Annotated in this window: 19 protein-coding genes; 15 read left to right on the plus strand and 4 right to left on the minus strand. The window is 58.6% G+C overall.

The annotated features are described in order from the left end of the window. Nucleotides 1-25: 25 nt before the first annotated feature. From acs to AC2FH9_RS02095, 8 genes are all read left to right on the plus strand, one after another. Nucleotides 26-1,990, plus strand: coding sequence for an acetate--CoA ligase (gene acs, locus AC2FH9_RS02060; protein WP_496695145.1), 1,965 nt, complete (start codon nucleotides 26-28; stop codon nucleotides 1,988-1,990). 7 nt (nucleotides 1,991-1,997) lie between these two features. Next, a complete protein-coding gene (locus AC2FH9_RS02065) occupies nucleotides 1,998-2,681 on the plus strand; it encodes an adenylate kinase (protein ID WP_142634327.1) in 684 nt (227 codons plus the stop codon). Between the two features lie 184 nt (nucleotides 2,682-2,865). After that, nucleotides 2,866-3,150 carry a DUF4212 domain-containing protein gene (locus AC2FH9_RS02070; RefSeq protein WP_142634329.1) on the plus strand — a complete coding sequence of 95 codons (285 nt, stop codon included), beginning with the start codon at nucleotides 2,866-2,868 and terminating at the stop codon, nucleotides 3,148-3,150. Between the two features lie 6 nt (nucleotides 3,151-3,156). Then, nucleotides 3,157-4,941, plus strand: coding sequence for a sodium:solute symporter family protein (locus AC2FH9_RS02075; RefSeq protein WP_496842786.1), 1,785 nt, complete (start codon nucleotides 3,157-3,159; stop codon nucleotides 4,939-4,941). 111 nt (nucleotides 4,942-5,052) lie between these two features. Next, nucleotides 5,053-6,876 (plus strand): DUF294 nucleotidyltransferase-like domain-containing protein, encoded by a 1,824-nt coding sequence (locus AC2FH9_RS02080; protein WP_496870590.1) that lies wholly within the window; start codon nucleotides 5,053-5,055, stop codon nucleotides 6,874-6,876. 26 nt (nucleotides 6,877-6,902) lie between these two features. Then, entirely contained in the window at nucleotides 6,903-7,421 is a 519-nt protein-coding gene (locus AC2FH9_RS02085; RefSeq protein WP_496870591.1) for a hypothetical protein, read from the plus strand. A gap of 1 nt (nucleotide 7,422) precedes the next feature. Beyond that, the gene (locus tag AC2FH9_RS02090) at nucleotides 7,423-8,835 is read left to right on the plus strand and encodes a 3'-5' exonuclease (RefSeq protein ID WP_496749086.1); all 1,413 of its coding nucleotides are present in this window, start codon (nucleotides 7,423-7,425) and stop codon (nucleotides 8,833-8,835) included. Between the two features lie 88 nt (nucleotides 8,836-8,923). Then, nucleotides 8,924-9,424 (plus strand): flavin reductase family protein, encoded by a 501-nt coding sequence (locus AC2FH9_RS02095; RefSeq protein WP_496749087.1) that lies wholly within the window; start codon nucleotides 8,924-8,926, stop codon nucleotides 9,422-9,424. A 3-nt stretch (nucleotides 9,425-9,427) separates the two neighbouring features. On the opposite strand, the gene AC2FH9_RS02100 is transcribed toward AC2FH9_RS02095, so the two are convergent. The 3 genes from AC2FH9_RS02100 to AC2FH9_RS02110 are packed head-to-tail and all read right to left on the minus strand — an operon-like array spanning nucleotide 9,428 to nucleotide 11,660. Beyond that, nucleotides 9,428-9,907, minus strand: a complete 480-nt coding sequence (locus AC2FH9_RS02100; RefSeq protein WP_496870593.1) for a DUF6505 family protein — start codon at nucleotides 9,905-9,907, stop codon at nucleotides 9,428-9,430. Continuing rightward, complete coding sequence (locus AC2FH9_RS02105) at nucleotides 9,907-10,602, minus strand: biotin/lipoate--protein ligase family protein (protein WP_496749089.1); 696 nt, start codon at nucleotides 10,600-10,602, stop codon at nucleotides 9,907-9,909. Before AC2FH9_RS02105 ends, AC2FH9_RS02100 begins: the two co-directional genes overlap by 1 nt. Then, nucleotides 10,599-11,660, minus strand: coding sequence for an Mrp/NBP35 family ATP-binding protein (locus AC2FH9_RS02110; RefSeq protein ID WP_496749090.1), 1,062 nt, complete (start codon nucleotides 11,658-11,660; stop codon nucleotides 10,599-10,601). The genes AC2FH9_RS02105 and AC2FH9_RS02110 overlap by 4 nt, the downstream gene beginning before the upstream one ends. Nucleotides 11,661-11,769: 109 nt before the next feature. On the opposite strand from AC2FH9_RS02110, the gene AC2FH9_RS02115 reads away from it, so the two are divergent. Then, on the plus strand, nucleotides 11,770-12,498 hold the full coding sequence (locus AC2FH9_RS02115) for a hypothetical protein (protein WP_496870596.1): 729 nt from the start codon (nucleotides 11,770-11,772) through the stop codon (nucleotides 12,496-12,498). Here the strand turns inward: AC2FH9_RS02115 and AC2FH9_RS02120 are convergent. Continuing rightward, nucleotides 12,492-14,444, minus strand: a complete 1,953-nt coding sequence (locus tag AC2FH9_RS02120) for a 4Fe-4S binding protein (RefSeq protein WP_496870599.1) — start codon at nucleotides 14,442-14,444, stop codon at nucleotides 12,492-12,494. The genes AC2FH9_RS02115 and AC2FH9_RS02120 overlap by 7 nt on opposite strands. 230 nt (nucleotides 14,445-14,674) lie before the next feature. Between AC2FH9_RS02120 and AC2FH9_RS02125 the strand changes: the two genes are divergently transcribed. The 6 genes from AC2FH9_RS02125 (at nucleotide 14,675) to fdh3B (ending at nucleotide 20,278) form a co-directional block, all read left to right on the plus strand. Beyond that, on the plus strand, nucleotides 14,675-15,229 hold the full coding sequence (locus AC2FH9_RS02125; RefSeq protein WP_496749091.1) for a DUF3305 domain-containing protein: 555 nt from the start codon (nucleotides 14,675-14,677) through the stop codon (nucleotides 15,227-15,229). Continuing rightward, nucleotides 15,226-15,807 carry a DUF3306 domain-containing protein gene (locus AC2FH9_RS02130; RefSeq protein WP_496695132.1) on the plus strand — a complete coding sequence of 194 codons (582 nt, stop codon included), beginning with the start codon at nucleotides 15,226-15,228 and terminating at the stop codon, nucleotides 15,805-15,807. Before AC2FH9_RS02125 ends, AC2FH9_RS02130 begins: the two co-directional genes overlap by 4 nt. A gap of 4 nt (nucleotides 15,808-15,811) precedes the next feature. Beyond that, nucleotides 15,812-16,423: a TorD/DmsD family molecular chaperone gene (locus AC2FH9_RS02135; RefSeq protein WP_496749092.1), complete on the plus strand. Its 612-nt coding sequence runs from the start codon at nucleotides 15,812-15,814 to the stop codon at nucleotides 16,421-16,423. Nucleotides 16,424-16,482: 59 nt separating this feature from the next. Next, the gene (locus AC2FH9_RS02140) at nucleotides 16,483-16,671 is read left to right on the plus strand and encodes a ubiquinol-cytochrome c reductase iron-sulfur subunit N-terminal domain-containing protein (RefSeq protein WP_281994743.1); all 189 of its coding nucleotides are present in this window, start codon (nucleotides 16,483-16,485) and stop codon (nucleotides 16,669-16,671) included. Nucleotides 16,672-16,778: 107 nt separating this feature from the next. Further along, on the plus strand, nucleotides 16,779-19,673 hold the full coding sequence (locus AC2FH9_RS02145; RefSeq protein WP_496785311.1) for a formate dehydrogenase subunit alpha: 2,895 nt from the start codon (nucleotides 16,779-16,781) through the stop codon (nucleotides 19,671-19,673). Nucleotides 19,674-19,684: 11 nt separating this feature from the next. Then, nucleotides 19,685-20,278 (plus strand): formate dehydrogenase FDH3 subunit beta, encoded by a 594-nt coding sequence (fdh3B, locus tag AC2FH9_RS02150; RefSeq protein WP_085821701.1) that lies wholly within the window; start codon nucleotides 19,685-19,687, stop codon nucleotides 20,276-20,278. Nucleotides 20,279-20,284: the final 6 nt, after the last annotated feature.

The raw sequence follows: 20,284 nt of genomic DNA on the forward strand, positions 1-20,284 counted from the left end.
TAAGTCCAGAGGGAGGAACCTCAGAATGACAACCGCTGCTCAGGCAGATGCCAAAGTTTATCCGCCATCCGCAGAAATTTCTGCGCGTGCGCATGTCGATGCCAAGAAATACGGCGAAATGTACACGGCTTCTATAAACGACCCCGTTGCATTCTGGGGCGAACAGGGCAAACGCGTTGACTGGATCAAACCCTATACCCAAGTGAAAGACGTCAGCTATGATTTGGGCTCGGTCGGGATCAACTGGTATGCGGATGGCACTCTGAACGTTTCAGCCAACTGCCTGGATCGTCATCTGAATACACGCGGCGATCAGACTGCGATCATCTGGGAACCTGATGACCCGAATGAACCCGCCCAACACATCACCTATGCCGAACTGCACCGCCGTACCTGCCGGATGGCAAATATCCTGGTTTCCATGGGCGTGCGCAAAGGCGACCGTGTGGTCATTTATCTTCCGATGATCCCCGAGGCTGCATATGCCATGCTGGCGTGCGCACGTATCGGCGCAATCCACTCTATTGTTTTTGCAGGGTTTTCCCCCGATGCCCTGGCTGCACGCGTCAACGGATGCGACGCCAAGGTTCTGATTACAGCTGATGAGGCCCCTCGCGGCGGCCGTAAGACACCGTTGAAGTCAAACGCAGACGCGGCCCTGCTGCACTGCAAGGACACGGTGAAATGCTTGGTTGTCAAGCGTACCAACGGCCAGACCACATGGATCGACGGGCGCGACTACGACTATAACGAGATGGCGCTCGAGGCGGATGACTATTGCGCGCCTGCGGAAATGGACGCCGAAGACCCTCTGTTCATTCTGTATACCTCCGGTTCGACCGGTCAGCCGAAGGGTGTCGTGCACACGACCGGCGGATATCTGGTCTATGCGGCAATGACGCATGAGATCACCTTCGATTACCATGAAGGCGACGTCTATTGGTGTACCGCCGATGTCGGTTGGGTGACCGGCCACAGCTATATCGTCTATGGCCCGCTTGCCAATGGCGCGACCACGCTGATGTTCGAAGGTGTTCCGACCTATCCGGATGCATCCCGCTTTTGGCAGGTCTGTGAAAAGCACAAGGTCAATCAATTCTACACGGCCCCTACCGCTTTGCGCGCCCTGATGGGGCAAGGCAATGAATGGGTCGAGAAATGCGATCTGAGCGATCTGCGCACGCTGGGCACTGTGGGTGAGCCGATCAACCCGGAAGCGTGGAACTGGTATAATGACGTTGTCGGCGGTGGGCGCTGCCCGATCGTGGACACCTGGTGGCAAACCGAAACCGGTGGTCACCTGATGACTCCCCTGCCCGGCGCCCACGCGATGAAGCCCGGCTCGGCTATGAAGCCTTTCTTTGGTATTCAGCCCGTTGTTCTTGACCCGCAATCGGGGGTCGAGATCGAAGGCAACGGAGTCGAAGGCGTGCTGTGCATCAAGGACAGCTGGCCGGGTCAGATGCGTACGGTCTGGGGCGATCATGAACGGTTCGAGAAGACTTATTTCTCGGACTACAAAGGCTACTACTTCACCGGTGACGGCTGTCGCCGGGACGAGGATGGCGATTACTGGATCACCGGACGTGTGGACGATGTGATCAACGTCTCGGGGCACCGCATGGGTACGGCCGAGGTTGAGAGCGCTCTGGTGGCACATGCCGCCGTGGCCGAGGCCGCGGTTGTGGGTTATCCCCATGATATCAAAGGGCAAGGCATCTATTGCTATGTCACCTTGATGAATGATCGCGAACCCTCGGACGAGCTTGTGAAAGAGCTGCGCACCTGGGTTCGGACCGAGATCGGACCGATTGCCAGCCCGGATGTGATCCAATGGGCTCCTGGCCTGCCAAAAACCCGCTCGGGCAAGATCATGCGCCGTATCCTGCGTAAGATCGCCGAGAATGATTTTGGATCGCTCGGTGACACATCGACCCTGGCTGATCCGTCCGTGGTCGACAACTTGATCGAAAACCGCGCAAGCAAGTGAGGATGTGATGGACGCTGCCACGATCACTACACCCACCGTACTGATCCTTCTCGGCCCCCCGGGCGCCGGGAAGGGTACACAGGCCCGTATGCTCGAAGACAAGTTCGGGCTTGTCCAACTCAGCACGGGTGACCTGTTACGGGCGGCAGTTGCCGCGGGAACCGAAGCCGGAAAAGCCGCCAAAGCTGTCATGGAGGCAGGTGATCTGGTCAGTGACGATATCGTAATTGCAATCCTGCGGGATCGTCTGGCCGAACCGGACTGCGCCAAGGGCGTCATTCTGGATGGCTTCCCCCGCACCACGGTTCAGGCTCAGGCGCTGGACGCGCTGCTGTCAGAGACCGGTCAGCAGATCAACGCAGCCATCAGTCTTGAGGTTGAAGATGCTGAAATGGTGATCCGTATTTCCGGCCGTTACACATGTGCCGGATGTGGCGAAGGGTTCCATGATCGGTTCAAAACGCCCGCAGTCGAAGGCAAATGCGACAAATGCGGCAAGACCGAGTTCAAGCGCCGCGCAGATGACAATGCTGAAACCGTCGCCTCACGGCTGGCTGCCTATCACGCGCAGACCGCGCCGCTGATCACTTATTACCAAGACCACGGCGTTCTGAAAGGTCTGAACGCAATGGGCAATATCGAAGACATCGCCGGCAATCTGGAACGGATCGTCAGTGACACAATGAACTAGGGGAATATGGCCCGCCCTCAATAAGGGCCGAATTCCTAAAGGAAAACTTCAAAGGACCCGCTCTGGCGGACCAGAGAAGTCTTGCCTGATGCCACCTGGCATCAAGCATATAGAAAAGTGGCCCCGCGCGCTGGAGGGTTAGGACAACGGGCCGCTCAAAGAGGAAGCGAAGGAGGAACCCGCGATGGCGGATCAATCAACACACTCCGCGCAGACTGCCGAAGCCGATAAGGGCTATTGGCAGGCCAACCTGCGTCTTATCTACATCAGCCTGGTAATCTGGGCGCTGGTGTCGTTTGGATTCGGCATTTTGCTGCGTCCACTTCTGTCCGGCATTTCCGTCGGCGGAACCGATCTCGGCTTTTGGTTCGCTCAGCAGGGATCCATCTTGGTCTTTCTGCTGCTGATCTTCAACTACGCCTGGCGGATGAACAAGCTAGACGCTGAATACGGCGTTGAGGAGGAGTAAGGCCCTATGGACCAGTTTACCATCAACCTGCTGTTTGTGGGCGCGTCCTTTGCGCTTTACATCGGCATCGCGATCTGGGCCCGTGCTGGGTCCACATCAGAATTCTACGCCGCCGGTCGCGGCGTTCACCCGGTCACCAACGGTATGGCGACAGCGGCAGACTGGATGTCTGCGGCCTCGTTCATCTCGATGGCGGGCCTCATCGCCTTTACCGGCTATGACAACTCATCCTTCCTGATGGGTTGGACCGGTGGTTATGTGCTGCTGGCGCTGCTTCTTGCCCCTTACCTGCGTAAGTTCGGCAAGTTCACCGTGTCAGAGTTCATCGGCGACCGCTTTTACAGCCAGACCGCGCGTATCGTGGCGGTGATCTGTCTGATCGTAGCGTCTGTGACCTACGTGATCGGCCAGATGACCGGCGTTGGCGTAGCTTTTGGCCGCTTCCTTGAAGTGTCAAACACCACCGGGTTGTTAATTGGTGCAACCGTTGTGTTCGCCTACGCGGTGTTTGGGGGGATGAAGGGCGTGACCTACACACAGGTCGCTCAGTACTGCGTGCTGATCACCGCCTACACAATCCCAGCCATCTTTATTTCCCTGCAACTGACTGGCAATCCGGTTCCGGCTCTGGGTCTGTTTGGTGATACCGCCAGCGGTGAACCGCTGCTGACCAAGCTGGATGCGATCGTGACCGAGCTGGGCTTTAACGAATACACCGCCCACCACTCGGACACGCTGAACATGGTGCTGTTCACGCTGTCGCTGATGATCGGTACGGCCGGTCTGCCGCACGTTATCATGCGTTTCTTCACCGTGCCGAAAGTGGCTGATGCCCGCTGGTCTGCCGGTTGGGCGCTGGTGTTCATCGCACTGCTGTACCTGACCGCCCCTGCGGTTGGCGCAATGGCCCGTCTAAACATCAGTGACATGATGTGGCCAAATGGCGGCATCGAAGGTGGCGCCGTATCCGTCGAAGATATCGACAACGACGCCCGTTATGACTGGATGGCCACATGGAAGAAAACCGGCCTGCTGGACTGGGAAGACAAGAACGGCGACGGCAAGATCCAGTACTATAACGACAAGAATGCCGACATGCAGGCGCTTGCGGAAGAGAAGGGCTGGGTCGGAAACGAGCTGACCAAGTTCAACCGTGACATCCTGGTTCTGGCCAACCCCGAGATTGCCAACCTGCCGGGTTGGGTGATCGGTCTGGTCGCTGCCGGTGGTCTTGCGGCTGCTCTGTCGACCGCTGCGGGCCTGTTGCTGGCGATCTCGTCCGCGGTGTCACACGACCTGATCAAAGGCGCGATCAACCCGCAGATTTCGGAAAAATCCGAGCTTCTGTCGGCGCGGATCGCAATGGGCGTGGCCATTGTTGTGGCGACATATCTGGGCCTGAACCCTCCGGGTTTTGCAGCGCAGACCGTTGCCCTGGCGTTTGGTCTGGCAGCTGCCTCGATCTTCCCGGCGCTGATGATGGGGATCTTCTCGACCCGCATCAACAACACCGGTGCGGTTGCTGGTATGCTGGCTGGTCTGACTGTGACCCTGGTCTACATCTTCCTGCACAAGGGCTGGTTGTTCATTCCGGATACCAACTCGTTCACGGATGCTGATCCTCTGTTGGGTACGATCAAGTCGACTTCGTTCGGCGCGATCGGTGCATTGGTCAACTTCACTGTCGCCTATGTGGTGGCTGGCATGACCAAAGAAACCCCGCAAGAGATCAAGGATCTGGTCGAAAGCGTCCGCATTCCCCGTGGCGCGGGTGCCGCTCAGGATCACTGAGTAGAGATGCGGCCCCTGAGCACCTTGCCAAAGGCCGTGTCTTTCGACTGACTACTCCCGCCCGGCATTCCACCGGGCGGGATTTTTCGAATAGAAACCGAGGAGTATCCGATGCCCCTGCCCCAAGCCGAGATCACGCGGTTTCTGAAATCCGTTCACCCTTATGACGCCCTGCCCGCCGATGATCTGGCAACGCTGTCTGATCAGATCGAAGTTTGGGAGGTCGAAGAAGGATCCCCGGTGTATCAACTGGGCGCGCCCCTGCCCGGCGTATTCGTCATTTACGAAGGACAGGTTGAAATCACTGACAGGAACGGCGCGATTGTCTCTCATCTGGGACTGCGCAATTCTTTCGGGGAACGCGGTTTACTGAAAGACGGTAAAGCCGCGACCAAAGCGCGGGCGCACGCAAACTCGGTTTTTCTGGTGATCCCGCCCAACCTGATCCGAGGCCTCATTGACGAACATGAAATCGTCGCCAAATTCTTTGATCGGACCCGCACGGAACGCTCCAGCCCCCAAAGCCTTGCAACCAGCGCTATCGACGTTCTGATGGCACATAACCCCGCAACCTGCCCCCCTAATACCACCGTTCGCGAAGCGGCGCAGATGATGAGGGACAGACATATTTCCTCTCTCTGCATCACCGAAGGGGACATTCTTTTGGGGATCGCCACCTTACGAGATATCTCGGGCAAATACGTTGCCGATGGGATGTCTGTGGATACCCCTGTATCGGCAATAATGACGGCAAACCCGGTGACGCTGTCGCCGTCGGATATCGGATCGGATGTTCTTCACATCATGATGGAGCGCGGCATCGGCCATATTCCGGTATCCGAGGCTGGGCGTCTGGTCGGAATTGTCACCCAGACAGACCTGACCCACTATCAGGCGGTCAATTCCGCCGAGTTGGTGCGCCGGATAGCAAATGCGCAAACCGCGCAGCAGATGGCAGAAGTGACCGAAGAGATTCCCCGGCTTCTGGTCCAGCTTGTCGCTGCCGGAAATCGCCACGAGATCGTTACACGCCTGATTACCGATATCGCCGACACAGCCACCAGACGTTTGCTGGCAATGGCGGAAAAACAGCTTGGACCACCACCTGTGCCTTACTTATGGCTGGCCTGCGGATCGCAGGGACGACAGGAACAAACCGGGGTGTCGGATCAGGACAACTGCTTGATGCTGGATGACAAAGTAACCGATGACGACATGCTATATTTCCAGGCACTGGCAAAAATCGTGTCGGACGGGCTGGATAAATGTGGGTACTTTTATTGCCCGGGCGACATGATGGCGACAAATCCACGCTGGTGCCAACCGGTAAGTGTCTGGCGTGATCATTTTCGCGGGTGGATCGCCAAACCAAACCCCGAGGCGCAGATGCTGGCCTCGGTCATGTTCGACCTGCGCCCCATTTGCGGCGCATTTCACCTGTTCGATGACCTGCAGGCCGAAACGCTGGCCGCGGCCCAAGCGAATTCAATTTTTGTGGCGCATATGATCTCGAACTCGTTAAAGCACACGCCGCCGCTGGGCCTGTTACGCGGGTTTGCCACGGTACGCTCGGGTGAACATCGCAACACGCTGGATCTAAAGCATAATGGCGTCGTGCCTGTGGTTGACCTGGCCCGGATATACAGCCTTCAGGGGCAACTGTCCCAGGCCAATACACGTGCCCGCCTGAAAGCAGCTGGGGCGGCAGGCGTCCTTAGCCCCTCAGGTACCCGCGACCTGCTAGACGCTTACGATCTGATCGCCGAAACGCGGCTGGACCATCAGGCCCGCCTGGTGAAAGGCAACAAGAAGCCGGACAATTTCCTGCCCCCTTCCGATCTTTCGGACTTTGAGCGAAGTCATCTGCGAGATGCCTTTGTCGTGGTAAAAACAATGCAATCGGCGGTCGGCCACGGTAAAGGAATGCTGGGCTAAACCCTCAGGAACCTTGGAGAGTATTCATGTTCTTAGAACTGATCGGCACGATATTTGCAGGCGTCGCCCTAGCCGGCATCGTGATGGTGATCAACAAACTGACAGGTGGACGCCTGCCTCGTTGGTCCGCACCAGTCGCGGCGGGCATTGGCATGATCGGGATGACGATCAACAGCGAGTATTCATGGTTTGACCGCACGCGCGATACGCTTCCAGATGGTCTGGTCATCATTCAAGAGGTCGAAAGCCGCGCTTTGTACCGTCCCTGGACCTATGCGATGCCCTTTGTTGATCGTTTTGCCGCAATCGACACCCTATCTGTGCGCACCAATGACCAAGTGCCTGAACAGCGCCTCGTTGAACTGTATTTCTTTGGCCGTTGGGCACCGGTTTCAAAATTGCCGGTCGCTGTGGATTGCGACAAGAACCAACGCGCCAATCTGGCGGATGGGGCAGAGTTTGGTGACAACGGCCAGTTGCTGAACGCCGATTGGGTAACAGGTTCTACCAACGATCCGATCATCGAGGCCACTTGCGGAGTGTAACATGCTGACCCGATTAAGCCTGCGCCTGCGGATTTTCCTGTTCTTCTGCCTGCTGGCGGTCGGCGGGGTTGCCGTCAGCTCGGTTGCGCTTTGGGTCAGCTACAGGCGGGCGGCGGATCCGACCCTTTTCGACGCGTTCATCTTTGCAGAGATCGTCATCGGGTTCGGTCTGCTGGCCCTGATCGCCGCTGTCTGGCTATTGTTCGACGATAATGTCGCCAAGCCGATCGAAAGGCTTTCCGCTGAACTGCGCGCACGAGCGCATGCCGGTGTCAGCCGCGACCTCGATCTGCAAGCCGCGCGGTATCTTGGCGACCTGGCCCCTGCGGCTGCCGGTCTGGCCAACCAACTGTCCGACAAGACCATGGGCGTGGCAGAGGCTGTCGCTGCTGAAACCGAGCATCTGGCTGTGGAACAGCAAAGGCTTAGGGCGCTTTTGACTGAAATTCCTGTAGCCATATTGCTGGCTAGCCCCTCTCACAGGCTCGTTTTGTATGACGGACAGGCGGCCGAGGTTCTGGCACAGATTTCGCATCCACGCCTGAATGCGCCACTGTTCGATTACTTCCAGCCAGACGCGCTGCAGAAAGCCTATGCCAAACTGGCCAAGACCGGGATGGAGGCATCCTGTTCGCTGACCAGCATTGATGGGGCGCAGACCTATTCAGCCCGCATGAAACCGCTGGGGGAAACTTCCGGCTATATGCTAATCCTAGATGACAGCGCCGCCAATATAGCGCCTGAGGCTGCCAGACCTCTAGTCTATGACTTTGGTTTGCTGAACACATCCACCGACCAATCATTCGAGACATTGCCTCTGCGCGAGCTTTGTTTTGTTGTCTTCGACACCGAAACCACAGGCCTGCTGCCGCACAAAGACGAGATCGTCCAGATCGGCGCAGTCCGTGTGGTAAATGGACGGATGGTCGAAGGCGAAAGGTTGGATATGCTGGTGAACCCGGTCATGCCGATCCCTGCCGCCTCGACCAAGGTTCACAAGATCACGGATCGAATGGTCGAAGGCGCGCCGGAAATCGCCGAAGCCGGGCGTATCTTTCACGAATTCGCGCGAAATGCCGTAATCGTGGCGCATAATGCACCTTTTGATATGGCGTTTCTGCGACGCCACGCCGACCGTATGAAAGTTGAGTGGACGCATCCCGTACTGGATACGGTCCTGCTATCTGCGGTCCTGTTCGGCGCCAGCGACACGCACACTTTGGACGCGCTGTGCGAACGGCTGGACATTACAATTCCGCATGAGCTGCGCCATACGGCATTGGGTGATGCAGTTGCCACCGCCGAGGCGCTGGTTCGGATGCTTCCAATGCTGCAAGCGCGCGGGATGAATACGTTTGGCGAGGTCATCGAAGCAACCCGCCGGCATGGTCGTCTGCTTGAGGACCTGAACTGAGGGCGAAATATGCACCTCAAGCGCAGCTTTTCATGGACAATCCCGGCTTGCCATGGCACCTGAGGCGCGGCCACAGAATGAGCGTGAGATGACGGACCGCACCTTCACCCCAACCCCGGACAACAGCACCGCGTTTCGCGAGGCATTGGGGTGTTTTGGAACCGGCGTCACCGTTGTCACCACCGAAACATCGCTGGGGCCCCGCGCAATCACGGTCAATTCGTTTTCCTCGGTCTCGCTGACGCCTCCGCTGGTGCTGTGGTGCCTGGCGAAGGATTCAAACCGGTTCGACGCTTTCAAAGACTGCGATCACTATTCGATCCATGTGATGGCTGAGGAACAGCAGGAACAGGCCCTAAAATTCGCGCGCGAGGGTGCGGATTTTTCACATGCCAACTGGGCCGCAGATCACCGTGGTCGCCCTCGTCTGGCGGATTGTCTGGCACGGTTCGACTGCCAGCTTCATGCCCGGCACGAGGCAGGGGATCATCTGATCATCGTGGGTGAAGTAGAACAGGCCATGTACCGCACCGGCAAAGGTCTGATCTTCAAACGCGGTCAGTTCGGCGGGTTTGCCGATCTTCTTTAAGCCCTATTCGTCCAGCGATCCGTGGACGGCCAGCGCCTCAAGCTGGGTTTTCTGCGGTGTGATGATGCGAAACGCCTCAAGCACCCCGGTTTCAGACAGCTCACGGGCGACCGTCAGCAAGGTATTGGCGGCGCGATCATCGCATAGCTCTGCCATATGCGCGATCTCTTCCTGCGCAACACCCATGGCGGCCTCGACCGATGGGGCTCCGTAGAATTGCACGAAATGTTCCGCCAAATTCCGGGCAATCTGGTCGATCTCGGCCTGTTCAACCTGCGTCACCGCTACAAAGGTCACCCGGCCGAATGTCTCAACCCCTAACCAACCATTCGCAAAGGCCTGGCGGGCTTTACCCTCCAAATCGCCTTCGCCCCAATTCGAAAACTCGAACCCGCCGGAAATGCACCACTCACCCGTTCTCGCCGGAGAATGAAACACATTCATGTCGCTTTCATCGAAATGGATCGCACGGGCCAATTTCATTATCCGTTCTCCAGTAAGTTAGTCAGCGGGTGCAGGCGGGTGTCCGCACCATTGCGGATAAGCATACCAAACCGTTCATCAGTGCCCAAAAAGACCCCGATCTCGCCAAAGGGTTCGCCAACACCACGCAACAAACCCAACCATTCGCTGTGCAACGGCGCGTTGCCGTCTTCTTGCCAGCGGTTGAGCCATGTCAGCATATGGCGCGACCAGCTTTCGATCAGTTGGACAGGCTGGACCTCGGCACAACCTTCATCGTAGAGCGCTGTGATATCCGGGGTCTGGCCTGGCGCGGTGCTGGTCTGTAGCAAGGCCAGCTCCCAGCCGACAATCAACCAGTCAGGCTCAATCTGAGGGTCTGAAGTCGACGCAGCAACCTGAAACTTGCCGCAGGTCGCACCATTCACACAGATAGGGCCGCCCCAGTCCAGATGAACGGCAACCTCGGGCGGGGCCAGAGCGCCCAGCGCATTCTGAAACCCAACTCCGCAAAGCGGCAACATCACCATGGCGTCCTGCAATGAAACCTCAGGTGCAAATACAATGGCAACGCGCAAACGGTTTGCCTGAATGTTGTAGACCACCGTTCCCGCATCACAGCCCAGCGCTGCCATCGCCTGGGCGCGTTCGAACGGGTCTTCCCCGCCCTGAACGGCATGTCCAGTCAGCAACGGAGGAAAGACCGGCTGGGTCATGCATTGCCCTTGGTGATCATGTCGCGGGCAATCTTGCGGAAAGCTTCGGCCTGTGCACTGTCCGGCTTGCTGACAACGATGGGCGCTCCCCCATCCGCCGCAACCCGGATATCCAGATGCAGCGGAATCTCACCAAGCAGCGGAATGCCCAGCGCCTCGGCCTCAGCGGCGACGCCTCCATGTCCGAACACATGTTCCTCATGCCCGCAGTTGGAACAGATATGGGTCGACATATTCTCGATCATCCCAATAATCGGCGTCTTGAGCTGATTGAACATATCGATCCCTTTGCGCGCGTCGATCAGGGCCACGTCCTGCGGGGTCGACACCACGATGGCCCCGTCCACCTTGAACTTCTGGCTGAGCGTCAGTTGCACATCGCCGGTGCCCGGCGGTAGGTCGACAATCAATACATCCAATGCGCCCCATTGCACCTGCCCCATCATCTGCTGCAGCGCCCCCATCAACATCGGGCCGCGCCAGACGACCGCCTGACCTTCGTTGGTCATCAGCCCCATCGACATCATCGTGACGCCGTGATTGCGCAGCGGCAGGATCGTCTTGCCATCTGGGCTGGCCGGACGGCCCGACACACCCAGCATCCGGGGCTGTGAGGGGCCATAGACATCCGCGTCCAACAGACCAACACGACGCCCTTCCGCTGCCAGAGCACAGGCCAGATTTGCGGATACGGTAGATTTGCCAACGCCGCCCTTACCGGAGGCCACAGCGATGATCCGATCCACGCCCGGAACCGCCTGCGGCCCGGTCTCCGACGGTTTCGGCTTGGGCTTAAGCTCGGGCGGGGCCTTTTCGGAATGCGCGGTCATCATGGCGGAAACCTTGTCGACCCCCTCCACTAACTGCGCAGCCTGCTCGGCGGCGGCGCGCACCGGCTCCATCCGCTCTGCCTGTTTCGGATCAATCTCAAGCACAAACCGCACTGTATCGCCATCGACATTCAACGCGCGGACAACTCCGGCGCTGACGATATCCTGGCCTGAAACCGGATCGGTGATTTTCTTCAGGTTCGCCAGAACCGCGTCACGAACACTCATGCCATTACCCTTTTGGTTTGCCCGGTCGTTGGGATATGTTTCATTGCATGTGTCTCCGTCTTTTTTCGTTCATTTGACGCATTCGGGCGCAGGCCGATAAGCTGCCTCCATGCGGGTTACCTTCTTTTGCCTGAGCTTGCTGCTCTCTGCTACCCCCTCTTGGTCGCAAGAGGCGCTGGGGCTTGCCGCCCCGGATGAGGTTACAGACTCTGGTCTGTTGCAACATATTCTTCCGCGTTTTTCTCTCAAGACCGGGATACGCGTCGTTGCGGACGATACCGGCGCTATGGCTTTGGGCGGTTCACCGCCAGGTGATCCGGTATTCGAGCGTCATGGCGTCACCTATCACCTGCGCATTGTGGACGACCCAAGGCAGATTCGGTTTCGGGAGTGGCTGCTTTCTGACATCGGCAAACGCACCGTTGAAAGCTTTAGCCCCGATAGCGGCCCGTCCTATTCGGCCAGTTTCACTGTCGAAGCCGCAACAGAGGGTCCGAAGATCGAAGGCGACGCTGTCCTGGGTGCGGAATTGTCGATGACCCATTGCGGGCGGTGCCATGTGATCGGTCCAGAGAACCAAATGAACGGGCTTGGCTCCACCCCCTCATTCGCTGTGCTGCGGGCGATGCCAGACTGGTCTGATAGGTTTCAGGCCTTCTTTGCCCTGAACCCTCATCCTGCTTTCACGCAGATTGAGGACGTAACCCCACCCTTCGATCCTCTGCGTCCCCCTCCAATCCACCCGGTCGAGATGACGCTAGAGGAGTTAGAGGCCATTCTGGCCTTTGTCTCGGCCATCAAGGCAGCAGATCTGGGCGCGCCGCTACAGCTTCAATGATCCTTTCTTTTCGAGAAATAGTCCTCGGTCGTGACGACTTTGGGTTTCGGGTTTGACTGAAACGGGTTGTCCTTGTGTTGGAACTGCGCGTTCACGCGACAGTTGTCACACATCTGGATCATGCGCGCCTGCTCGGATGTCGCAAACATCGGATGCGTACCAGACAGCTTTTCCATGATACGTTCGACGGTCGATTTGACACCAAAGAGGGCACCACATTCCACACATGCAAAAGGGTCTTCTTCGTTCAACACGTCCTGAGACAGGGCCGCATCACTTAAATCCAGTTGCGGAACCAGAGTTATTGCATTCTCGGGGCAGAGTGTCCGGCACAGACCACATTGCAGACAGGCGTCCTGCTGGAAATTCAACTGCGGCATATCCGGGTTGTCGGCCAAAGCGCCTGACGGACAAAGGGACACGCAGCTGAGGCACAATGTACAGGCGTCCGTATCTACCGCGATGGCCCCATAGGGTGCATTCTCGGGCAAGGGCAACGGGGCTGCGGCCTGCGGGTTCAGCGCCTGTGCGGCCAGTCGCGTAATCTGCCTGCGATTTCCCAGCGGCAGAACCGGGTCAGCCAAGGGGGCCGGCACGTCCTGCGCATAAAGCAGGTCGGACAGAGCATCGGGGTCTGCCTCGTCGATTAGGGCCAGACCGCACGCGCCAGCGATCGCCAGCGCCAGCGCCAGTTCTCTGTCCAATGCATCCCTTTCGGTTGTTGGGGCCAGCAGCACATCAACCCGCGCAAACCCATGTGCCAGCGCGGCCAGCATCTCGGCATGGCCAAAGCCCGAGATCACGTTCAGCTCCAACGGGATCACATCCGCCGGAATCCCGCGTCCGAAACGGGCGGACAGACGGATCATTTCGGCCCCATGCGCGTCATGCACCAATAGCCGGGGTGCTTGCCCGCCTGCACGCCGGTAGGTTCGCGACAGAATGTGCATCCGTGACAGCAGCGCAGAAACGGGCGGATCCTCGTATGTGATCGCAGTCGAAGGGCACACTGCCGCGCATTCTCCGCATCCCGCGCAAACCATAGGGTCGATGGCTACATGTTCGCCCGCAGGGGTGATCGCCCCCGTCGGGCAGATATCCAGGCAATTCGTACACCCGACCTGTTCGGCACGGGAATGCGCACAGAGGGATTCTTCCAACCGGACATAGAGAGGCTTTTCAAATGTCCCGACCAGTTGCATGGCCTCAAACGCCAGCCGTTCGACAGCGACCGCATCTTTGGGATCAGCTCGCAAATACCCTTCGCGCTTGGCTGGGGCCTGAACCAGAGGCGTGCCGCCGGTCAGATCCACAATCATATCGCATGAGGAGTTCGCCCCATCGCGCGGTTCGGTCCAGCCAAAGGCCCCGCGTCCTCCGGGTTCAAGCTGCTGCAACGCATCCAGCTTTATCGAAAACCCGCCCAGCGCACCTTTCACAGTACGAACGCGCCCGCGCACCACATCAAAGCTGCGCGACATGGGGTCCATGTCATCAGTAGCCAAGACCGTCACGGCCAACTGGTCCGACAGGCGTTCTGCCACTTCAAAGCTCAGCGCGCCGGGCCCGACGATAAAGCATGTCCCTTCACTGACCACATCCACGCTGCGTGTGATCGGCTGAGGCAATACCGCCTCAGCAGCTAGCGCGGCCATTTTGGGGGCGGCATCCTGCCCTTGTTCAGACCACCCGGCCCGATCGCGCAGATCGACAAAGCCCGGCGCCTCGACACCTAACTCATCGGCCAATGCCAGGAAAACATCCTGCTCTTGCATACAGGCAATTACGACGTTGCCCTCTTGCAGCGGCTTGGCGGCGGATTCCAGTTCTTTCGTACATAATGCGGTGTGAATTCTGGAGCAGGCGACATCGCAAGCTGACGATAGCTTCTCAGCGTCAATGGTTTGCGTTCCCGCACAGTCACATAGCAGCAATCTCGTACCCATAACCTCCCCCGGATGTCCTCCCCAGTCCAAGGTCAGCTTAGAACCTCTGAAGAAAGTAGCAATGCCCGTGGGGGCCGGATCGCCGGAACAAAGCCCGATAATAGCCGCGAGGACCGTAAACAATCGGTGAGGGGTACATATTCGACCACCCAAGGACTTGGCAGGAAGCTACTTTGTGTACCATAGTAGACCCTGAGGAAGGCAGGGGAGAGCTTTCCAGGGAGGACTTAGTGGCCAAGGCCGCCAGCCAGATTGAAATGCCAATCGGCGTCGTCGTGCGCAAAACACCCGGGGTTACACGCTGGGCGCAATGGAATTGGCGCGCCGTCGCCGTGCTGCCCGGCGCTGGACCGGCCGATTGGCTGGAGATGCGGCGCGAGGGCGAAGCGGTCGAATACCACGCGGCCACCCTGCCCCTGACCCTGTGGTCAGATGAGGCCGAAGCCTACATGGTCAACCTGTCGGACGGGCAACCCTCGATCTATCTGGTCCTGCGCGATGCGCTGGATGGAACACAGCCGATGGACGCTGTGCTGGTGACCGCCTCACCCTTCGAAGGACAGGACTACGCCGATACCGGCGAAGAGCTTGTCGAGAAAATCCCAATGACTGATGGGCTGATCGCTTGGGTACGTGATTTCGCAATGGAGCATCATCGCAACGAAGTCTTCGTCAAGCGCCGCCGTGATAAGAAACGCACCGATCTGGTTGAGGACGGCAAAGGGGATGTACGCATCCGGCAGGACTCGGATGTTTTCCGCGCCCCGCGGAGGATCGTGCAATGACCGAAACCCGCGATTTCTGGTCGCGCCGCAAGGCCGCCGTTCAGGCTGAGGCCAAAGCTGAGGTTGTAGCAGCACAAGAACAGGCTTTCGCTGAACAGCGGGGCGAGCTGGAAGAAAAGACTGACGCTGAAATTCTGGCGGAATTCAATTTGCCCGACCCTGATCAGTTGCAAGTTGGTGACGACGTCTCGGGTTTTATGGCCAAGGCAGTGCCTGACCGATTGCGCCGCCGCGCCCTTCGGCAGCTCTGGCGCCTAAACCCGGTTCTGGCCAATGTCGATGGGCTGGTGGATTACGGCGAGGACTATACCGACGCCGCCTGCGTGATCGAAAATATCCAGACCGCCTATCAGGTCGGCAAGGGAATGCTGGCCCATATCGAGGCTTTGGCCGCTCAGACCGAAGAGGAAGACGCAGCGCCTGAGGTTGAAGACCCAACACCAGAGCCTGAGCCTGAGTTGCCCGAAACGCCCGAGGTACACTCGGCAGAACCTGTAATGATTTCTGAAATCGACGACCCGGAAGAGGCAGAGCTTACGCCTGCCCCACGCCGCATGAAGTTTGAATACGAAGGATAACCGTATGACCGCAAGCAACGCGCAAAACCTGGACGTCTCAGCCGAGGATCGTCTGCGCGCGGATTTCTATAACTTCCTTGGGCTGCTGCTTGCGGCGCCTCCGGATCAGATGCTGCTGTCTCAGGTTACTGGTCTGACCGGCAATGAAACCGATCTGGGTCAGGCTATCAAGGCCATGTCGCGGGTCGCCAAGGTGACCAAACCCGCGGCTGCCGAACGCGAATTCAATGCCCTGTTCATCGGGCTAGGACGCGGAGAACTGCTGCCCTATGCCAGTTTCTACCTGACTGGTTTCCTGAACGAAAAACCGCTGGCGCAACTGCGCAACGACATGGCGGTTCGTCAGATCACACGGGCGCAGAACGTGTTTGAACCCGAAGACAATATCGCCTCGTTGATGGAGATGATGGCGGGCATGATCGTCGGTCGCTTTGGCGCGCCCGCCTCATTGGAAGATCAAAAAGCGTTCTGGAACAAACACATCGGCCCCTGGGCCGCACATTTCTATTCAGATTTGGAAGCTGCGGAAAACTCGGTTTTCTATGCCTCGGTCGGCACCGCCGGTCGGGTTTTCATGGAAATCGAGCGTGAAGCCTTTCGAATGACGGCGGGATGATCCCGCCATTCGCCAGCGCCCCAAAAGGCGCTAGATCGCAATTGGGAAAGGAGGATCCCATGAGCAAAACCAAGGAAGAAGGCGCCACGCGCCGTGACTTCTTGAAACTGGCCGGAACCGCAGCGCCCGCTGCAGTCGCCGCCGCCAGCCTGAGCGGACAAGCCGAAGCAGCCGAGCTACCGACGGATGAAACCCGCATTCAGGACACCGCGCATACGCGCGCATATCTGGACAGCGCCCGGTTCTGAACCCCGGACGTTGTCACCACCCGACTGACGGTTGCGATTGGCCCTGACGTCGGCACCAACAGGACCAAGCCAGCCATGGAAAACATGGCCAGCAAGGGAGGAAAGAAATGCTTAGGAAAAAGACCAACGGGGTTGCGAGACGCTCCCAGCGGACAAGTATCCTGTCCCAGGTCGGCGAGAAAACCGTCGATCGCCGCGCATTCCTGCGCGGATCGGGCCTGACGATCGGCGGGTTGGCCGCGATCAGCGCCACGGGTGGAACCGTGACGCCAGCCAGTGCCCAGTCAGCGGCCAATCAAGCCGTTGAAAACATCAAATCCATATGCACGCATTGCTCGGTCGGCTGTACCGTAGTGGCCGAGGTGCAGAACGGCGTCTGGATCGGGCAAGAACCCGGCTGGGACAGCCCTTTCAACCTGGGTGCGCACTGCGCCAAGGGGGCCTCGGTCCGTGAGCACGCCCATGGTGAACGCCGCCTGAAATATCCGATGAAAAAGGAAGGCGGCGAGTGGAAGCGCATCAGCTGGGAAGAGGCGATCAACGAGATCGGCGACGGCATGATGAACATCCGCGAAGAATCCGGACCGGACAGTGTGTACTGGCTTGGTTCCGCGAAACATAACAACGAACAGGCCTATCTGTTCCGCAAGTTCGCCGCCTATTGGGGCACGAACAACGTGGACCATCAGGCCCGTATCTGCCACTCGACCACTGTTGCGGGTGTTGCGAATACATGGGGCTACGGCGCCATGACCAACAGCTATAACGACATCCACAACTCCAAGGCTATCTTCATCATCGGTGGCAACCCGGCTGAGGCACACCCGGTCTCGCTGCTGCATGTTCTGCGCGCAAAAGAACAGAACAACGCGCCGCTGATCGTCTGCGACCCGCGCTTTACGCGCACCGCAGCGCATGCGGATGAATATGTCCGGTTCCGCCCCGGCTCTGACGTCGCACTGATCTGGGGTATCCTCTGGCACATCTTCGACAACGGCTGGGAGGACAAGGAGTTCATCCGCACCCGTGTCTGGGGCATGGATCAGATCCGTGAAGAGGTCGCCAACTGGAACCCGGAAGAAACTGAGCGTGTGACCGGCGTACCCGGATCACAGCTTAAGCGCGTGGCGCGCACCATGGCCAACAACCGTCCTGGCACGGTGATCTGGTGCATGGGCGGCACCCAGCATACCAATGGCAACAACAACACACGCGCCTATTGCGTGCTGCAGCTGGCTTTGGGCAACATGGGAACGTCGGGCGGTGGCACCAACATCTTCCGTGGCCACGACAACGTGCAGGGTGCGACGGACCTTGGTGTTCTGTCCCACACCCTACCCGGCTATTATGGGCTGTCCGCAGGGGCATGGGGCCACTGGGCGCGCGTTTGGGGTGAAGACCCTGAATGGCTGTCCGGCCAGTTCGCCTCGATCAAAGACAAGGACGGTAAGGATAAACCGCTGCAGAACGAGCGCGGCATCCCGGTCTCTCGTTGGATCGACGGTGTTCTGGAAGACCCCGCCAACATGGATCAGGACAACAACGTCCGCGCCATGGTTTTGTGGGGCCATGCACCGAACTCGCAAACCCGCGGGCCGGAAATGAAGACGGCGATGGAAAAGCTGGACATGCTGGTCGTGATCGACCCGTATCCCACCGTTTCCGCCGTTCTGCATGATCGGACCGATGGCGTTTACCTACTGCCGGCCTGTACGCAGTTCGAAACCCGTGGCTCGGTCACGGCCTCGAACCGCTCGTTGCAGTGGCGCGACAAGGTGGTCGAACCGCTGTTCGAAAGCCTGCCGGACGAGGTCATCATGGCCAAGTTCGCCAACAAATTCGGCTGGGCGGATCGGTTCTTCCGCAATATCGAGATGGAGGATGCCGAAACCCCGAATGTTGAAAGCATCACGCGTGAGTTCAACTCGGGCCTCTGGACCATCGGCTATACCGGCCAGTCGCCAGAGCGTTTGAAAAGCCACATGGCCAATCAGCACACGTTCGACAGAACCACGCTGCAAGCTATAGGTGGACCAAACGACGGCGAATACTACGGTCTGCCCTGGCCGTGCTGGGGAACGCCAGAGATGGGTCATACGGGGACACCAAACCTCTATGACATGTCCAAACCGGTGGCCGAAGGTGGCCTGACCTTCCGCGCGCGCTTTGGCGTGGAACGTGATGGTGACAACCTGCTGGCCGAAGGGGTCTATAGCGTTGGGTCGGAAATTCAGGACGGATACCCTGAGTTTACGATGCAGATGCTGATGGATCTTGGTTGGGACGGCGATCTGACGGCCGAAGAACGTGCGGCCATTGACGCCGTTGCGGGGCCAAAGACCAACTGGAAAACCGACCTGTCAGGCGGCATCCAGAGGGTTGCGATTGCACATGGCTGTGCGCCCTTTGGCAACGCCAAGGCCCGCACCGTGGTCTGGACTTTCCCGGACCCGATCCCGTTGCATCGCGAGCCGCTTTATACCAACCGGCGCGATCTGGTAGAAGACTATCCGACCTATGAGGATCGTCAGTCCTATCGCCTGCCAACCCTGTATGCCTCGATCCAGAAGAACGACTTTTCAAAGGATTACCCGATAATCCTGACGTCTGGTCGTCTGGTCGAGTATGAGGGTGGCGGCGAGGAATCCCGGTCGAACCCCTGGCTGGCCGAGTTGCAACAGGACATGTTTGTCGAGATCAACCCCCGTGATGCCAACAATCTGGGCATTCGCGATGGGGCTCAGGTCTGGGTCGAAGGGCCTGAGGGTGGTAAGGTCAAGGTGATGGCGATGCTGACCAACAGGGTTGGTGCCGGCGTGGCCTTTATGCCATTCCACTTTGGCGGCCATTTCCAGGGTCAGGATTTGCGGGACAAATACCCCTCAGGCGCTGATCCCTATGTGCTGGGTGAAAGTTCCAACACCGCCCAGACATATGGTTATGATTCAGTAACCCAGATGCAGGAGACCAAAGCGACTCTCTGCAAGATCTCAGCAGCGTAAGGAGGACGACAATGGCTAGAGCAAAGTTTCTCTGCGACGCTGAACGCTGCATCGAATGCAACGCCTGCGTAACCGCGTGTAAGAACGAGCACGAGGTGCCTTGGGGCATCAACCGCCGCAGAGTGGTGACGATCAATGACGGCGACCCGGGCGAACGCTCGATCTCGGTTGCCTGTATGCATTGTTCGGATGCGCCCTGTATGGCGGTGTGCCCGGTTGACTGCTTCTATCAGAACGAAGAAGGGGTCGTCCTGCACTCCAAGGACCTGTGCATTGGCTGCGGCTATTGCTTCTATGCGTGCCCGTTCGGCGCGCCGCAATACCCACAGGCAGGCAACTTCGGATCACGCGGCAAGATGGACAAATGTACCTTCTGCGCCGGTGGCCCCGAGGAAACGCACTCGACCGCAGAGTTCGCCAAATACGGTCGCAACCGGATCGCAGAAGGCAAACTGCCCATCTGCGCCGAGATGTGTTCCACCAAGGCCCTGCTTGCCGGTGACGGCGACGTGGTATCGGCCATTTATCGCGAACGCGTCGTGGCGCGCGGTTTCGGGTCTGGCGCCTGGGGTTGGGGCACAGCCTACGACCAAAAAGACGGCTGATCCTTG

It is taken from the genome of Ruegeria sp. CDSC081 (assembly GCF_059610485.1).

Excerpts from the sequence above, each read along its gene's own strand:
- AC2FH9_RS02100 (WP_496870593.1), bottom strand. The coding sequence starts at position 9,907 with ATGAAATTGGCCCGTGCGATCCATTTCGATGAAAGCGACATGAATGTG.
- AC2FH9_RS02145 (WP_496785311.1), top strand. The coding sequence starts at position 16,779 with ATGCTTAGGAAAAAGACCAACGGGGTTGCGAGACGCTCCCAGCGGACA.
- AC2FH9_RS02070 (WP_142634329.1), top strand. The coding sequence starts at position 2,866 with ATGGCGGATCAATCAACACACTCCGCGCAGACTGCCGAAGCCGATAAG.
- AC2FH9_RS02115 (WP_496870596.1), top strand. The coding sequence starts at position 11,770 with ATGCGGGTTACCTTCTTTTGCCTGAGCTTGCTGCTCTCTGCTACCCCC.
- AC2FH9_RS02080 (WP_496870590.1), top strand. The coding sequence starts at position 5,053 with ATGCCCCTGCCCCAAGCCGAGATCACGCGGTTTCTGAAATCCGTTCAC.
- AC2FH9_RS02090 (WP_496749086.1), top strand. The coding sequence starts at position 7,423 with ATGCTGACCCGATTAAGCCTGCGCCTGCGGATTTTCCTGTTCTTCTGC.
- AC2FH9_RS02095 (WP_496749087.1), top strand. The coding sequence starts at position 8,924 with ATGACGGACCGCACCTTCACCCCAACCCCGGACAACAGCACCGCGTTT.
- AC2FH9_RS02120 (WP_496870599.1), bottom strand. The coding sequence starts at position 14,444 with ATGGGTACGAGATTGCTGCTATGTGACTGTGCGGGAACGCAAACCATT.
- AC2FH9_RS02105 (WP_496749089.1), bottom strand. The coding sequence starts at position 10,602 with ATGACCCAGCCGGTCTTTCCTCCGTTGCTGACTGGACATGCCGTTCAG.
- AC2FH9_RS02135 (WP_496749092.1), top strand. The coding sequence starts at position 15,812 with ATGACCGCAAGCAACGCGCAAAACCTGGACGTCTCAGCCGAGGATCGT.
- AC2FH9_RS02065 (WP_142634327.1), top strand. The coding sequence starts at position 1,998 with ATGGACGCTGCCACGATCACTACACCCACCGTACTGATCCTTCTCGGC.
- acs (WP_496695145.1), top strand. The coding sequence starts at position 26 with ATGACAACCGCTGCTCAGGCAGATGCCAAAGTTTATCCGCCATCCGCA.
- AC2FH9_RS02110 (WP_496749090.1), bottom strand. The coding sequence starts at position 11,660 with ATGAGTGTTCGTGACGCGGTTCTGGCGAACCTGAAGAAAATCACCGAT.
- AC2FH9_RS02085 (WP_496870591.1), top strand. The coding sequence starts at position 6,903 with ATGTTCTTAGAACTGATCGGCACGATATTTGCAGGCGTCGCCCTAGCC.
- AC2FH9_RS02075 (WP_496842786.1), top strand. The coding sequence starts at position 3,157 with ATGGACCAGTTTACCATCAACCTGCTGTTTGTGGGCGCGTCCTTTGCG.
- AC2FH9_RS02140 (WP_281994743.1), top strand. The coding sequence starts at position 16,483 with ATGAGCAAAACCAAGGAAGAAGGCGCCACGCGCCGTGACTTCTTGAAA.
- AC2FH9_RS02130 (WP_496695132.1), top strand. The coding sequence starts at position 15,226 with ATGACCGAAACCCGCGATTTCTGGTCGCGCCGCAAGGCCGCCGTTCAG.
- fdh3B (WP_085821701.1), top strand. The coding sequence starts at position 19,685 with ATGGCTAGAGCAAAGTTTCTCTGCGACGCTGAACGCTGCATCGAATGC.